Source organism: Streptomyces sp. 891-h, from assembly GCF_022760275.1.
GTDB classification, from domain to species: Bacteria; Actinomycetota; Actinomycetes; order Streptomycetales; family Streptomycetaceae; genus Streptomyces; species Streptomyces spirodelae.
Genome location: NZ_CP050693.1, coordinates 1,282,191 through 1,296,444 on the forward strand (window position 1 = coordinate 1,282,191; position 14,254 = coordinate 1,296,444).

The 14,254-nt window shown below is 70.4% G+C and carries 17 protein-coding genes; 8 read left to right on the forward strand and 9 right to left on the reverse strand.

Annotated elements, in window-relative coordinates:
* The first annotated feature begins 13 nt into the window (after positions 1 to 13).
* A complete protein-coding gene (locus HC362_RS05690; protein WP_243082795.1) occupies positions 14 to 370 on the forward strand; it encodes a hypothetical protein in 357 nt (118 codons plus the stop codon).
* Between the two features lie 40 nt (positions 371 to 410).
* Here HC362_RS05690 and HC362_RS05695 read toward each other — a convergent pair whose 3' ends face one another.
* On the reverse strand, positions 411 to 1,244 hold the full coding sequence (locus HC362_RS05695) for an SAM-dependent methyltransferase (RefSeq protein WP_243082797.1): 834 nt from the start codon (positions 1,242 to 1,244) through the stop codon (positions 411 to 413).
* Positions 1,245 to 1,540: 296 nt separating this feature from the next.
* On the opposite strand from HC362_RS05695, the gene HC362_RS05700 reads away from it, so the two are divergent.
* The 4 genes from HC362_RS05700 to efeU all read left to right on the forward strand — a co-directional run bounded on the left by HC362_RS05700 (position 1,541) and on the right by efeU (position 6,382).
* Positions 1,541 to 2,713 (forward strand): aldose epimerase family protein, encoded by a 1,173-nt coding sequence (locus HC362_RS05700; RefSeq protein WP_243082798.1) that lies wholly within the window; start codon positions 1,541 to 1,543, stop codon positions 2,711 to 2,713.
* Between the two features lie 178 nt (positions 2,714 to 2,891).
* Entirely contained in the window at positions 2,892 to 4,055 is a 1,164-nt protein-coding gene (gene efeO, locus HC362_RS05705) for an iron uptake system protein EfeO (protein ID WP_243082800.1), read from the forward strand.
* 224 nt (positions 4,056 to 4,279) lie between these two features.
* Positions 4,280 to 5,497, forward strand: a complete 1,218-nt coding sequence (gene efeB, locus HC362_RS05710) for an iron uptake transporter deferrochelatase/peroxidase subunit (RefSeq protein ID WP_243088376.1) — start codon at positions 4,280 to 4,282, stop codon at positions 5,495 to 5,497.
* Positions 5,498 to 5,545: 48 nt separating this feature from the next.
* Positions 5,546 to 6,382, forward strand: coding sequence for an iron uptake transporter permease EfeU (gene efeU / locus HC362_RS05715; protein WP_243082801.1), 837 nt, complete (start codon positions 5,546 to 5,548; stop codon positions 6,380 to 6,382).
* A 43-nt stretch (positions 6,383 to 6,425) separates the two neighbouring features.
* Here efeU and HC362_RS05720 read toward each other — a convergent pair whose 3' ends face one another.
* Entirely contained in the window at positions 6,426 to 6,662 is a 237-nt protein-coding gene (locus HC362_RS05720; protein WP_243082803.1) for a hypothetical protein, read from the reverse strand.
* 156 nt (positions 6,663 to 6,818) lie between these two features.
* Here HC362_RS05720 and HC362_RS34880 point away from each other — a divergent pair, with 156 nt between their 5' ends.
* Complete coding sequence (locus HC362_RS34880) at positions 6,819 to 6,950, forward strand: hypothetical protein (protein WP_267878024.1); 132 nt, start codon at positions 6,819 to 6,821, stop codon at positions 6,948 to 6,950.
* 19 nt (positions 6,951 to 6,969) lie between these two features.
* Here the strand turns inward: HC362_RS34880 and HC362_RS05725 are convergent, their stop codons facing one another.
* Positions 6,970 to 7,188 carry a hypothetical protein gene (locus tag HC362_RS05725; RefSeq protein ID WP_243082804.1) on the reverse strand — a complete coding sequence of 73 codons (219 nt, stop codon included), beginning with the start codon at positions 7,186 to 7,188 and terminating at the stop codon, positions 6,970 to 6,972.
* A complete protein-coding gene (locus tag HC362_RS05730; protein ID WP_243082806.1) occupies positions 7,185 to 7,403 on the reverse strand; it encodes a hypothetical protein in 219 nt (72 codons plus the stop codon). Before HC362_RS05730 ends, HC362_RS05725 begins: the two co-directional genes overlap by 4 nt.
* Positions 7,404 to 7,521: 118 nt before the next feature.
* On the opposite strand from HC362_RS05730, the gene HC362_RS05735 reads away from it, so the two are divergent.
* Positions 7,522 to 8,355 carry a helix-turn-helix transcriptional regulator gene (locus HC362_RS05735; RefSeq protein WP_243082808.1) on the forward strand — a complete coding sequence of 278 codons (834 nt, stop codon included), beginning with the start codon at positions 7,522 to 7,524 and terminating at the stop codon, positions 8,353 to 8,355.
* Positions 8,352 to 8,570, forward strand: coding sequence for a DUF397 domain-containing protein (locus tag HC362_RS05740; protein WP_243082809.1), 219 nt, complete (start codon positions 8,352 to 8,354; stop codon positions 8,568 to 8,570). The genes HC362_RS05735 and HC362_RS05740 overlap by 4 nt, the downstream gene beginning before the upstream one ends.
* Position 8,571: 1 nt before the next feature.
* On the opposite strand, the gene HC362_RS05745 is transcribed toward HC362_RS05740, so the two are convergent.
* From HC362_RS05745 to HC362_RS05765, 5 genes are read right to left on the reverse strand one after another with little or no spacing between them, the layout of a single operon-like run.
* Entirely contained in the window at positions 8,572 to 9,984 is a 1,413-nt protein-coding gene (locus HC362_RS05745) for an NADH-quinone oxidoreductase subunit N (RefSeq protein ID WP_243082811.1), read from the reverse strand.
* Entirely contained in the window at positions 9,981 to 11,486 is a 1,506-nt protein-coding gene (locus HC362_RS05750) for an NADH-quinone oxidoreductase subunit M (RefSeq protein WP_243082812.1), read from the reverse strand. Before HC362_RS05750 ends, HC362_RS05745 begins: the two co-directional genes overlap by 4 nt.
* A gap of 7 nt (positions 11,487 to 11,493) precedes the next feature.
* Positions 11,494 to 13,371: a proton-conducting transporter membrane subunit gene (locus HC362_RS05755; protein WP_243082814.1), complete on the reverse strand. Its 1,878-nt coding sequence runs from the start codon at positions 13,369 to 13,371 to the stop codon at positions 11,494 to 11,496.
* The gene (locus HC362_RS05760; protein WP_243082815.1) at positions 13,368 to 13,673 is read right to left on the reverse strand and encodes an NADH-quinone oxidoreductase subunit K; all 306 of its coding nucleotides are present in this window, start codon (positions 13,671 to 13,673) and stop codon (positions 13,368 to 13,370) included. Before HC362_RS05760 ends, HC362_RS05755 begins: the two co-directional genes overlap by 4 nt.
* Positions 13,670 to 14,230 (reverse strand): NADH-quinone oxidoreductase subunit J, encoded by a 561-nt coding sequence (locus HC362_RS05765; RefSeq protein WP_243088377.1) that lies wholly within the window; start codon positions 14,228 to 14,230, stop codon positions 13,670 to 13,672. Before HC362_RS05765 ends, HC362_RS05760 begins: the two co-directional genes overlap by 4 nt.
* Positions 14,231 to 14,254: the final 24 nt, after the last annotated feature.

Here is a 14,254-nt window from a genome sequence, read left to right on the forward strand (position 1 = left end):
TAGCGTGAACGGCATGGACGACAGGGACGCCGACCCCGCCGACGCCTGGCCGCTCCCTCCCGTGTGGATGTGGGGGTGCGAGAAGTGCATCGAGCTGTACAAGGCGATGAAGCACGCCTGCGAGGTGACCAACGCCGCGCGCGAGGAGTACGGGCCGTCGTTCGACTGCGACCCGTTCGACACGGTCCTCACCAGCCAGATCCGGCTCGCCGAGCACCTGGCCACCGAGCACACGGAGGACATCCCCGCCCAGGACCCGACGTGCGCCAAGTGCACCTCGCCGGAGATGATCCACCTGCCCGAGCGGTTCGTCCTGGAGCACCGCGCCCGCCATCTCTTCGCCCCGCCCAGCGTCGTCGACCTGCTGTGAGCGGCCCCGCCTGACGCGTGTTCGGCTACGGCGTGTTCGGCTACGCCTGGGGCTTGAGGCCCACCGCCGCCCAGCAGCCGACCTCCTCGGGAGTGATCGAGCCCGACGGGCGGCGCATGCCGTCCTGGCTGTCGGCCATCTCCGGGTGCCAGTCGCAGGTGGCCACGATGCCCGGCTCGATCAGGGTGAGGCCGGTGGCGTCGAACAGCTCGCGGACGTCCTCGGTGCCGCGCAGCTGAAGGGGGATGCCCTGCGAGGCGTAGATCTCCACGACCTTGCGGAGGGTGGTGTCCAGCTCGTCGGTGCCGTGGGAGACCACCAGGGCGCTGCCCGGCGCGAGCGCGTCCACCAGGGTGCGGACGATGCCCTGCGGATCGTCGGCGTCGGCGATGAAGTGCAGCAGCGCGACGAGGGAGACCCCGACGGGCCGGTCGAAGTCGAGGGTGTGGCGCGCGTGGTCGAGGATGCGCTTGGGGTCGCGGGCGTCGGCCTCGATGTAGTCGGTGGCACCCTCGGGGCTACCGCTCATCAAGGCCCGCGCGTAGGAGAGCACGATGGGGTCGTTGTCGGCGTAGACGACCCGGCAGGTGGGGTCCTCACGCTGGGCGACCTGGTGCAGGTTGGGAGCGCTGGGAATGCCGGTGCCGATGTCCAGGAACTGCCGGATGCCCTGCTGGCGGGCGAGGTAGCGGACGGCGCGGTGCATGAACTCGCGGTTCTCCCGTGCCGCGGTCAGCACATTGGGGAAGACGGCCATCGCCTGCGCCGCGGCCTGGCGGTCCGGACCGTAGTTGGTCTTGCCCCCGAGGAAGTAGTCGTACATCCGGGCCGAGTGCGCCTTGGCTCCGGTCGACTCGGGCATCTGGTGGCTCATTTGCGGCGGCTCCTGGTCAACGGTGTGGGCACGAACGTGTCCTGGCCTGTCATATGCGGCCTGCTGCGGACAACTACTTTCGTACACACGGTGTTTGAAATCCAGAGCCCCCCGGAAGCGCGGGTCGGGGGCGCGGCGGCCGAGGATCGGCGCGAGCGGGGTCGATGAGCGTGCGCGCGGTGCGGATCGAGGCGGTCGGGGGTGTTGACAGCCCGCATGCGGGCCCTTTCACTGGTGCCGCCTAATCGAACGGTGAACGAAATATCGAACACCCAGGCCGAGGAGACACCGTACCGATGACCACGAGCAGACGCACCGTCCTGGCAGCCACCACCGGTATCGCGGCCGCGGCCGCCACCACCACGGCGGCAACGGCCGCCCCCCGCACCGACCGGAACAACGGCCACCACTCCCCGCGGCGGGAGCACTTCGGCACCCTGGACAACGGCGACCGTGTCGACCGGTGGACGCTGTCGGGCGGCGGTATCCGGCTGCGCGTGCTCTCCTACGGCGGGATCGTCCAGTCCCTGGAGGTCCCCGACCGGCGGGGCCGGGCCGCGAACGTGTCGCTCGGCTTCGACTCGCTCGACGACTACGTGGCCGACAGCCCCTACTTCGGAGCCCTGATCGGCCGCTACGGAAACCGCATAGCGGGCGCGAAGTTCACGCTGGACGGCACGGAGTACCAGCTGCCGGCCAACGACGGACCCAACAGCCTGCACGGCGGCACCAAGGGCTTCGACAAGCGGGTGTGGGACGTCCAGCCCTACCGCAGCGGCCGCGACGTCGGCCTCACGCTGCGGTACGTCAGCAAGGACGGCGAGATGGGCTACCCCGGCACGCTGCGCACCCGGGTCCGCTACGTCCTCACGCCGCGCGGTGAACTGCGCATCGACTACGAGGCGACGACGGACAAGGCCACCGTCGTCAACCTCACCAATCACACCTACTTCAACCTCGCCGGCGAGGGCAGCGGCAGCATCGAGGACCACACGCTCCGCATCGCCGCCTCCCGTTACACCCCCGTCGACACCACCCTCATTCCGACGGGCACTCTGGCGCGGGTCGCCGGGACGCCGTTCGACTTCCGGCACGGCAAGCCGATCGGCAAGGACCTGCGCGAGGGCCACCAGCAGATCCTGCGCGGCCAGGGATACGACCACAACTTCGTCCTCGACAAGGGCATCACCGGCAAGCCACGGCACGTGGCAACGGTGAGCGAGCCCGGGTCGGGCCGCATCATGCGGGTCGCCACGACCGAGCCGGGGCTGCAGTTCTACAGCGGCAACTTCCTGGACGGCACCCTCGAGGGCAGCTCCGGCCGGGTCTACCGGGCGGGCGACGGCTTCTGCCTGGAGACGCAGCACTTCCCGGACTCGCCGAACCAGCCCGGCTTCCCCTCGACCGTGCTGCGCCCCGGACAGACCTACCGGTCCTCGACGGTGTACTCCTTCGGCACCGACAGGTGACAGCCGCGCGGAGGTGACAGTCGCGCGGAGGTGACAGCCGCGCGGAGGTGAGGGACCGGGACGGTGACGGTCGTCACCGGGGGCACGGGGTGGCTGGACCCTGAGATAAGGTCCGGCTAAGTTAGGCTCGCCTCACTTTGGAGGCCCGCTCGCACCACACGTCCCCGCTGGAGTCCGTATGCGTCCCGTCCGCCTCTGTGCCGTCAGCGCCACCCTGGCCGCGATATCACTCGTCGCCGTCAGCGGCTGCGCCGAGAAGGCCGACGCCGGTGGGGAGGGGGCGATCAAGGTGACCGCCACCGACGACTCCTGCGAGGTTTCCAAGAAGGAGTTCCCCGCCGGCCATGTCCAGCTCGCGGTGGAGAACAAGGGCTCCAAGGTCAACGAGGTCTACATCCTCTACCCGGACGGCCGGATCGTCACCGAGCGCGAGAACATCGGCGCCGGTACGAAGGCGAAGGTCACCGCCGAGATCAAGGCCGGCGAGTACGAGATCGCCTGCAAGCCCGGCATGAAGGGCCACGGCATCCGGCAGAAGGTCAAGGCGACCGGCGGCGGCAAGACCGCCGAGCGCGACCCGAAGCTGGATGCCGCCGTCTCCGCCTACCGCGACTACACCCTCGAGCAGGCCGAACAGACTCTGCCGAAGGCCAAGAAGTTCGCAGAGGCCGTCAAGGCGGGCGACCTGGACAAGGCGAAGAAGCTGTACGCGCCCTCCCGTATCGGTTGGGAGCGCACCGAGCCGGTCGCGGAGTCCTTCGGCGACATCGACCCCAAGGTCGACCTGCGCGAGGACGGTCTGGAGGACGGCCAGGACCCGAAGAAGGACTGGACGGGCTGGCACCGGCTGGAGAAGTCGCTGTGGAAGACGGAGAAGATCACCGCAGCCGACAAGAAGCTCGCGGACAAGCTGATCAAGGACCTCACCGACTGGAAGGAAAGGGTCGGCAAGGCCGAGATCACCCCGACCTCCATGGCCAACGGCGCCAAGGAACTCCTCGACGAGGTCGCCACCGGCAAGGTCACCGGTGAGGAGGAGCGCTACAGCCACACCGACCTGGTCGACTTCAAGGCCAATGTCGAGGGTGCCCAGAAGTCGTACAGCCTGCTGAAGCCGGTCGCGAAGAAGAACGACGCGGCCCTGGTCAAGGAGCTGGACAAGCAGTTCTCGGCGCTGAACAAGCTGCTGGACAAGTACCGCGAGGACGACGGCAAGGACAAGGACGACTACTCCTTCAAGTCCTACGACAAGGTCGGCAAGAGTGAGCGCAAGGAGCTCTCCGACGCGGTGAACGCGCTGGCGGAGCCGCTGTCCAAGCTGGCGGCCGCCGTCGCGAAGTAACCGCGGCAACCGCCGCCAGGCCGGCCGTACGCCACTTGTACGGTCACCGGGCGGCGGCGACGGCCACCTGACGGTCGAGCACGAGGAGCGCGTTCGTGACAGCGGAAGACAGCACGAGCCAGAGCAGCGGCACAGAGCAGCACCAAAGCCAGGAACAGGCACCGGAACAGGCACCGGAACAGGAGCAGCGCGAACCGGCCCCGGCCGCCGGCGAGCGGCCCGCCGTGGCGCGGAGGTCGCTGCTCGGCTGGGGCGGGGCCGGGCTGGCGCTGGGCGCCGTCGCGGCCGGCGGTACGGCCACCGCGCTGCACAACGACAGCGCCGACGCCGCCACCGACGCCGGGCGGGCGGTGCCCTTCCACGGAGCACACCAGGCCGGCATCGCCACAGCGGTGCCCGACCGGCTGCACTTCGCGGCGTTCGACGTGACGACCGAGGACCGCGCCGAGCTGATCCAGCTCCTCAAGGACTGGACGGCCGCCGCGGCCCGGATGACGGCCGGTCACGCCGTCGGCGAGGGTGCGTTCGGGCCGATTCCCGAGTCGCCGCCGGACGACACGGGCGAGGCGGCGGGGCTCAAACCCTCCCGCCTCACCCTCACCATCGGCTTCGGCCCCTCCCTCTTCGACAAGGACCGCTTCGGACTGCACGAGCGACGGCCCGAGGCGCTGGTCGACCTGCCCTCCTTCCCGGGCGACAAGCTGGAGAAGGCCCGCAGCGGCGGCGACCTGTGCGTCCAGGCGTGTGCCGACGACCCGCAGGTGGCCGTGCACGCGATCCGCAATCTGGCCCGTATCGGCTTCGGCAAGGCCGCCATCCGCTGGTCGCAGCTCGGCTTCGGCAAGACCTCCTCCACCACGCCCGACGCGCAGACCCCGCGCAACATGTTCGGCTTCAAGGACGGCACCCGGAACATCTCGGGGACCGACACCAAGGCGCTGGACGAGCACGTGTGGGTGGCCGAGAAGGACGGCCCGCGGTGGCTGGCAGGCGGCTCCTACCTGGTGGCCCGGCGTATCCGGATGCACATCGAGACCTGGGACCGCACCTCGCTCAAGGAGCAGGAGGACATCTTCGGCCGGGACAAGCGTGTCGGCGCGCCCGTCGGCAAGGCCAAGGAGCACGACGAGCCGTTCCTCAAGGCGATGCTGCCCACCTCGCACGTCCGCCTCGCCCACCCCGACGCCAACAACGGCGCCCGCATTCTGCGCAGGGGCTATTCGTTCACCGACGGCACCGACGGGCTCGGCCGCCTGGACGCCGGACTGTTCTTCCTGGCCTACCAGCGCGACGTACGCCGCGGCTTCATCCCCATCCAGCGCAAGCTGGCGCGCAACGACGCGCTCAACGAGTACATCCAGCACGTCGGCTCAGCTGTCTTCGCCATCCCGCCGGGCGTCCGCGACGAGGACGACTGGTGGGGCCGCGAGCTGTTCTCGTGATCACGCAACTCGATCAATCCGATCAGCGAAGGTGAAGAAAGGACCGGCATGTTCGGCAACTATCTGATCGGCCTGCGCGAGGGTCTTGAGGCCAGCCTGGTCGTCTGCATCCTTGTCGCCTACCTGGTCAAGACGCAGCGGCGGGACGCGCTGCGCCCCGTCTGGCTGGGCATAGCCGCGGCCTGCGCCATCTCCCTCGCCTTCGGCGCCTCCCTCGAATTCGGCTCCAAGGAGCTGACGTTCGAGGCCCAGGAGGCGCTGGGCGGCTCGCTGTCGATCCTCGCCGTCGGCCTGGTCACCTGGATGGTCTTCTGGATGCGCCGCACGGCCCGGCATCTCAAGAGCGAGCTGCACGGCAAACTGGACGCCGCCCTCCAGATGGGAACGGGGGCCCTGGTCGCCACGGCGCTGCTGGCCGTGGGCCGCGAGGGCCTGGAGACCGCGCTGTTCGTCTGGGCGTCGGTACGGGCCAGCGGCGAGGGCAGTTCGGCGCCGCTGATCGGCGTGCTGCTGGGGCTGGCCACCGCCGTCGTCCTCGGCTGGCTCTTCTACCGCGGCGCCCTGCGGATCAACCTCGCCCGCTTCTTCACCTGGACGGGCGCCATGCTGGTCGTCGTCGCCGCGGGCGTCCTCGCCTACGGCGTCCACGACCTCCAGGAGGCCCGCTTCCTCGGCGGTCTGAGCACCAAGGCGTTCGACATCAGCGCCACCATCCCCCCGGACAGCTGGTACGGCACGGTGCTGAAGGGCGTCTTCAACTTCCAGCCCGACCCCACGGTGGTCCAGCTGATCGTCTGGCTCCTCTACCTGGGCGTGACGATGGCCTTCTTCCTGGCCCCGCAACGCAGCGCCTCCACGCGCAAGCCGACGACCACGGCGGCCTGAACGGCCTGAACGGCTCACTCCAAAGGGTGCTTCCGGGGTGCGTTCACTTGCCCTTGGCGAGCTGATCCACCCGGGGCACCGACAGGCCGAGCAGCTCCGCGACTTCCCGCAACTTCATGCTCTCGCGCAACTCCACCACCGCCTCACCCCGCACTGATTTCACCCGCCGGGCGGCTTCGGGCAGCAGGTCGTCGGCCAGAGCCCTGGCCGTCACCTCGCGGTCCACCGGATCGGGGATGGAGTCCAGACAGGCCAGTGCGGCTTCGATATGTGCAGCCATGGCCGCGCGCACTCCGGGAGAAACTTGCGGAGAAGGAGCGGGCGTGTCGGTCATACGGTAAGCCTACGACGCCCCAAGAGGCCCCTTCTACCCCCTCTTGATTTCCTTCTAGTCCCCCTCTAAAAAATGGGAGTTGCACCGACAGAGGGGGCCCACGTGAACAAAGACGACGTGACCCTCATCCTGTCGGCCGTCTCCGCGTTCTCCAGCGTGATCATCGCTGTCGGGACCATCACCTCCGTCTGGATCGCCTGGGAGAGCATCAGACGGGGCAAACGCCGCCGCTGAGATGGTACCCAGGGGTCGCTCACTGGAGCCCCCAGCGGTGGTTGGCCATCGCCACCTTCACCGACATCACCTCCGCGCGGGTGGCCACCCGCAGGTCCTTCGGAGCAGCCGTCCACGCCGGTCCGCCAGGGCGTACGAGCCGCACCCGCCCCTCCTCGGTGACGCCGCTGACCACTCCCGCCGTACGCCGGGCGAGGTCGGTGACGACCTCGCCCGGACGCCACGTGCTACGGCTCAACGCGCCTTCCTGCCCAGCGCCTCCGTCAGCTTTTCGGCGGTCACCAGATTGCAACCGCCCAGCTCCAGGAGCGGACTGCGCAGTGTGCTGCTCGCGCAAGAGCCGAGATCCACCCGGAGGGACGGCAGCACGATCTCCGCCTCCGCGAGTGCGATACGGAGCCGTTCGCACGCCTCCTCCGCGTCGCGGAGCTTGATCAGGGTGGGGTTCTCCATGAACGGCGCCTTTCTTGGGGGAGTTTCACGTTCTGTGCTCCCAGCGTGGCGCTCCGGACATAGCCTTGTGGAGAGCAATCGCTGTGCACCTGCGCTTGTCAAGAGGCGGAGAAGCAAGATGACGGCAGAAAACCCTCGGGTCAACGGCGACCCGAAGGCCGACCCCAAGGTCTCGACCCTGGCCTACTTCGGGACTGAGTTGCGAATCAGGAGGGAGGAGGCCGGGCTGAGCCAGACTGTTCTGGCCGGGCGCACCTTCTGCACCCACTCGTACATCTCTCGGATCGAGACCGCGAGCCGTGTCCCGAGCGAGGAGTTCGCCCAGCGCTGTGACGACGTGCTGGGCACAGGCGGGATGTTCGCCCGCCTGTGGCCCATCGTCATTGAGCATGCATATCCGGACTGGTTCCGGCCATTCGTGGAGCTGGAGAAGGACGCTGTTGCGATTTGGGACTTCGAGAGCCAAGTGGTGCCGGGGCTGTTGCAGACGGAGGAGTACGCACAGGCGCTCTTCGCCGCAGCCCGCCTACCGAACGCCGATGAGCTGGTCGCGGCCAGAATGACCCGGCAGCACATCTTGGAGCGTGACAACCGCGCCCAGCTGTGGGTTGTCCTCGATGAGAGCGTTCTGCGCCGAGCTGTCGGCGGGCCAGCAGTCATGGCCCGGCAATTGAACGCCGTTCTGGAGGCAGCGGAAGACTCCCGGACCATCGTCCAAGTCATTCCGTTCGACGCGGGGGAACACGCCAGTATGGACGGGCCGTTCGCGGGGCTGACAATGGACGAGGGGGCCGACGTCGTGTACATCGACGGCCGTGCTCGCGGCCACATCAGCGCGGCGCCGGACGAAGTCGCCGGTTACCACCATGCCTATGATCTGCTGCGAGCCGATGCCCTCTCCCCAAAGGCGTCGGTGGACATGATCGCGGCCAGAGTGAAGGAACTTTCATGATCGACCCCACCGACCTGCCCGCCACAGCGTGGCGCAAGAGCAGCTACAGCGGCCAGAACGGCGGGAACTGCCTCGAAGTCGCCACCGACTACCCCGGCTCCGCCCTCCCCGTCCGGGACTCCAAGCACCCCACCGGCCCCGCCCTCCTCATCCCCTCCCCCGCCTGGCGGGCGTTCCTCGACCACCTGCAACAGGGCGGCTTCGACCGGGCCTGAGTCACAGCAGCAGCGGGCCTTCAGCCAGCGGCAGGACCGCGCCGCCCGCGAGGCCGAGGGCCAGGGACGCCGCACCAGCCGTGTAGGCCGTACCGGTCGTCAAGCGGCCCGTCGCAGCCGGGTGGTGGGCCTCGCCGGGGCGGACGACCGGGGCCAGCCAGCGCAGGTAGTAGAAGAGGGAGGCGACGGTGTTGGCGACGGCCACGGCGGCCAGCCAGGTGTAGCCGCCGTCGACGGCGGCGGTGAACACTTCGAGTTTGCCGAGGAAGACACCGGTGGGCGGGGTGCCGACCAGGCCCAGCAGGCAGACGAGGAGGACGGCGGCGAGTCCTGGGCGGTGCCGGGCCAGGCCGCGGTAGTCGGCCAGGGTGCGCGCGGCGGGCAGCGCTGTGACGACGGCGAACGCTCCGATGTTGGTCAGCGCGTAGGCGGCCAGGTAGAACAGCAGGCCCCGCTGGGCGAGGTCGCTGCGGGTTGCGACCGCGAGGGCCATCAGCAGATAGCCGACCTGGCTGATGGTGGAGTAGGCGAGCAGCCGCTTGACGCTGGTCTGGAAGAACGCCGCGAGGTTGCCCCACGTCATGGAGACCGCCGCCAGAACGGCGAGCAGCAGGGGCCAGTTGACGTCGCTGAGCGGCAGCGCCTGGTGCAGCAGCCGGTACCCGGCGATCAGTCCGCCGATCTTGGGCAGGGTGGTGACGTAGGCGGCGACCGGCGCGGTGGCGCCCTCGGTGACGTCGGGCACCCAGAAGTGCGCGGGCACGGCGCCGGCCTTGAAGAGCAGTCCCGCGAGTACGGCGACGAGTCCGACGGCCACCAGTCCGTAGCCGGCGGTGGGCAGCCCGATGCGCAGGTGCCGGTAGAGGGTCGCGCCCCCGGCGCCGTACAGCAGCGCGACACCGGCGAGCATGGTGGTGCCCAGCAGCGCGCCGAACAGGTAGTACTTCAGGGCCGCTTCGGTGCCCGGCGCGTCCTTGGCGAACGCGGCCAGGACGTAGCCGGGGAGGCTGGCCAGCAGATAGCCGGCGAACAGCGTCAGCAGGTCGTTCGCGCCGGCCAGGACCAGCGTGCCGGCACTGGTCAGCAGCAGCAGGACGTAGAACTCGGTCTCGCGTTTGTGGCCGCGTACCGACTCGGCGGACAGCGCCACGATCAGCAGCAGCGCGGCCAGCACGGTCAGCCGTCCGGCGTCGGTGACGGTGTCGACGGCGAAGGTGCGCGAGAAGACCAGCTGTTGACTGCCGGTCGCCATGGTGACCGAGGTGGCGATCAGCCCGGTCACACACGCCGCGGCGGCGAGCACCGCGACCGCCCACTGGCGGCGGCGGGGCAGCCAGCTCCCGGCGAGCAGGCCGCAGACGGCTGCGGCGACCAGCGCCGTCTCGGGCAGGAGTGCTGCGACGTTCTCGTTCACCGGGCCACCAGCTCCGTCACGGCACGGCCGGCTGGTTCGACCACGTCCAGCAGGAACCGGGGGGCGACGCCGATGATCAGGGCCAGCGCCAGCAGCGGCACGGTGGCGACCGCCTCGCTGGGGCGCAGGTCGACGAGGCCGGTCGCCGGAATCCCGGCGGGCAGGCGGGGCGGCCCGAGGAAGAGGGTCCGCAGGGCGCGCAGGAACAGCGCGGCGGTGATGAGGATGCCCAGCACGGCCACGGCGGTCGCGGTGGCCTGGGAGGCGAGGCTGCCGGTGAAGATCTGGAACTCGGCGATGAATCCGGAGAAGCCGGGCAGGCCGAGTCCGGCGAACGCGGCGACGCCGGTGGCGGCCGCGAATCGTGGAGTGTGCGCGGCCAGGCCGGAGTACGCGTCCATCCGGTACGTACGGCCCCGGTCGTAGAGCACTCCGGTGAGCAGGAACAGCGCACCGGTCAGCAGGCCGTGGCTGACCATCTGCACGACAGCTCCGGTGACCGCGAGGGAGCGCGCCTGCACGTCGCTGCCCGCGAGGGTTCCGGCGGCGCCGACGGCCAGCACCACGTACCCCATGTGGTTGACCGAGGTGTAGGCGACCATGCGTTTGAAGTCGGTCTGGGCCAGCGCCACCAGCGCCCCGTACACCACGGAGACCACGCCCACGACGACGAACACCAGCGCGTACTGGCGCCAACTCCCGGGCAGCAGCGGCATGGCGATGCGGACGAACCCGTAGGTGCCCATCTTCAGCAGGACGCCGGCCAGGATGGCGGAGCCCGCGGCGGGCGCGTCGGTGTGCGCCGGGGGCAGCCAGGTGTGGACGGGCACGGTCGGGGTCTTGACGGCCAGTCCCGCGCCGATGGCCAGCAGCACGAGCCCGGCGTAGAGGCCCTGCCCGGCCAGCGGGTTGCTGCGGGTCAGCTCCACCAGGTCGAAGGTGTGCGGGTCCGCCGCCAGATAGAGGCCGATGAAGCCGAGCAGCAGGGCGAGCGAGCCGATGAAGGTGTAGAGGAAGAACTTCAGCGCTGCCGCACGGGCGCGTTCGCCATGGCCCCAGCCGGTGATGACGAAGTACATGACGACGATGGACAGGTCGAAGAAGACGAAGAAGAGGATCAGATCGAGCGCGACGAACAGACCGATGCTGACCGTCTGCAGAAACAGGAAGAGGCACACGAAGGCCCGCACCCGGCGGGTCTCGCGCAGCGCGTAGACGGCGGTGGCCAGGAACAGCACGCAGACCATCGCCACCAGCGGCAGCGACAGGCCGTCCACGCCGACGTGGTAGCCGACGCCCGCGCTGGGCATCCACCGCACCCGCTGCTCGTACTGCATTCCGCCGCGCGTGTCGAACCCCGCCCACAGCGCGACGACGAGCACCAGGTCGGCGGCGGCCGTACCGATCCACGCCCACACACAGGCGCGGTCCGGGACCGTACGCGGCGCCAGGGCGAGCACGGCGCAGGCCAGCAGGGGCAGAAAAGTGACGACGGTCAGCACGAGTGGGTTACCTCACCAACAGCACGATCAGGGTCAGCACCGCGAAGCCGACGACGGCTTGGGCGTAGTACTGGTGCAGCAGTCCGGTCTGCGGGCGCCGCGCCCAGGAACCGAGACGGCGGGCGCCCGTGGCCACGGCGCCCACAGCGGCGTCCAGTCCGCGGTCGTCGGCACGGCCCGCCAGACCGGCCAGGGCCAGACCGCCCCGCGCGAGCTGCCGCACCGCGCCGTCCACGACCCGGTCGTCGAAGACGGCCAGCGCACGGGACAGCGCCAGGACGGGCCGTACGAGCAGCGCGTGCGTGGCCCGTTCGAGGTGCAGCCAGCCCGCCGCCCACGGGGCCGCGGCCCGCGCGGAGTGCGACAGGCGCGGCAGCCACCACCACGTGACGGCTGCGACGATGAGGGCGACCGCTGCGGAGACCCCCACCTCCCACGGGTGCGGCGACGGCTCGCCGCGCGCACCGAGGAGAGTGCGCAGCCAGTGGGCCGGGCCGGGCAGAGCCAGGACGCCCAGAACGGCGGCGGCAGCGGCGAGCACCCACAGCGGCAGCACCGCGTAACGGTCCAGGTGCCCGGTGCCGGGCTGCGCGCCCACGGGGCTTCGTCCGGCACCGTTCCCGGCGGGCTGCGGCCGGGTGACGTACCACAGCGCCTTGACGCTGTAGACCGCCGAGACGGCGCCTGCCGCCAGTCCCACCGCGTACAGACCGGGGCTCTCGGCGAGCGCCGCGGCGAGCACCTCGTCCTTGGCGGCCCACAGGGACAGCGGTGCGAGCCCCGCCAGCGCCAGCGCCCCCACCGTGAACGCGGCGCCGACCGACGGGAGGCGGCGGGCCGCGCCCTTCAGTGCGGGAAGCTGCTGGGTTCCCAGCGCGGTCAGCCAGGCGCCCGCGGCCAGGAAGAGGCCGGCTTTCACGGCGGCGTGCGCGACCAGTTGCACGGTCCCGGCCGCGACTCCCCGGCCGCCGGCGGCGAGCACCATGAAGCCCAGCTGCGCACAGGTCGAGGCGGCCAGCAGCTGCTTGAGGTCGCGCTGGGCGGCGGCGACCACGCCCAGCGCCAGCGCGCTGACGGCACCCGTCCAGGCGACCAGCGGCCCGGCCCAGCCGGTCGCGGCCAGCAGCGGGTGCAGCCGCAGCAGCAGATAGGCGCCCGCGGCGACCATGGCGGCCGAGTGCAGCAGCGCCGAGACCGGGCTGGGGCCCTCCATGGCCCGCGACAGCCAGAAGGAGAAGGGCAGTTGCGCCGACTTGCCCAGCGCCGCCACCACGACACCCGCGCTCACCACGTGCAGCCAGCCACCCGCCGCGAACGACAGCGCGTCCAGCCGCAGGGAGCCGACGCCGCCCGCCATGGCGGCGCCCGCCGCGAGATACAGCCCCAGGTCAGCGGCGCGGGTGGTCAGGAACGCGGTGTCGGCCGCCTGCGCCCGGTGGGGCTGCCGCCACCAGTAGCCGATCAGGGCCCAACTGGTGGCGCCCATCAGCTCCCAGGCCATCAGCAGCAGCGCCAGCGTGGTCGCCGTGACGGTGACCAGCATCGCGCCGGCGAACAGCAGCATCACCCCGAAGAACCGGCCCCGGTTCTCCCCGGGGCCCATCTCCCCTGCCGAGAACGCGAGGACGGCGGCGGTGACGGCCGCGACGGTGACCACCATGACGGCCGACAGGCCGTCCACCCGCAGCCCTGCCCGTACGCCGGTGAACAGCGGGGCACTCACCTGGGGCCGGGCGAACGCGACCGCCACGGCGAGCCCGAGGGCCGCCAGCGCGGTGGCGAGTGCGGCGGCGGGTACGTACCTGTTCCAGCGCCGCCCGCTGAGGCCGAGCACGGTCCCGGCGCCCAGCGGGAGAGCGATCAGCGCCCACAGCAGTGCGCTCATCCCTTCAGGTCCTCCGCCATGTCGGTCATGTCGACCTGGCGGGCGCGGTAGATCGCGGTGGTGACCGCGAAGCCCATGGCCATCTCCACCGCCATGGCCACCACGGCGGCCACGACGACGACCTGTCCACTGGCCGCGACCGGGGCGAGGAAGTGCCAGAACGCGGCGGCGGCGACGATGATCCCGCCGATCATCAGCTCGATCCCCATCATGATCATGACGATGGACTGCTGGGAGAGCGCGCCGAACAGCCCGACGCAGAACAGCCCGGCGGCGAGCACGAGGACGAGTTCGAAGGTCACCGTCCCACCCCTCCCCCGACGGGGTCCCGGGCAGGTCGCCGGTCGAGGTCGTCGCCGAAGCGGTCGTAGCGCCCGCGGCGGGTGGCCAGCACCGTCGCCCCGACCATGGTGGCCAGCAGCACGAAGCCCAGCACGACCATCGTCAGCATCTGCTCGCCCATCAGCGCCTTGCCGACCTGGAAGGTGGTGTCCGGCGGCGGCTCGCCCACCTTGGCGGGCCAGGGCGTCAGGAAGACGGCCGCCACCAGTGCGGCGAAGACCGTACCGCTGACGGCGAGCGAGCCGCGCTTGTTGTGCAGCATCGACATCGGCATCAGACCGGCCGGGTTCATCATGTAGGCGATCATGAAGACGGCCATCACGACCATCTCCATCACCATCATCAGCACGGTCACCACGCCCAGATACGGCAGGCCGAGCACCGTCACCACGCCGCCGACGCAGCACAGGGAGGCCAGCAGCGCGAAGGTGACCCGGGCCATCGAGTCGCAGGTGAAGACCAGCACAGCGGTGACCAGGGCGACCACCCCCAACGCCGCCAGCAGGGCCGACTCCAGGGTGTCCACGTCGTGTCTCCTCCC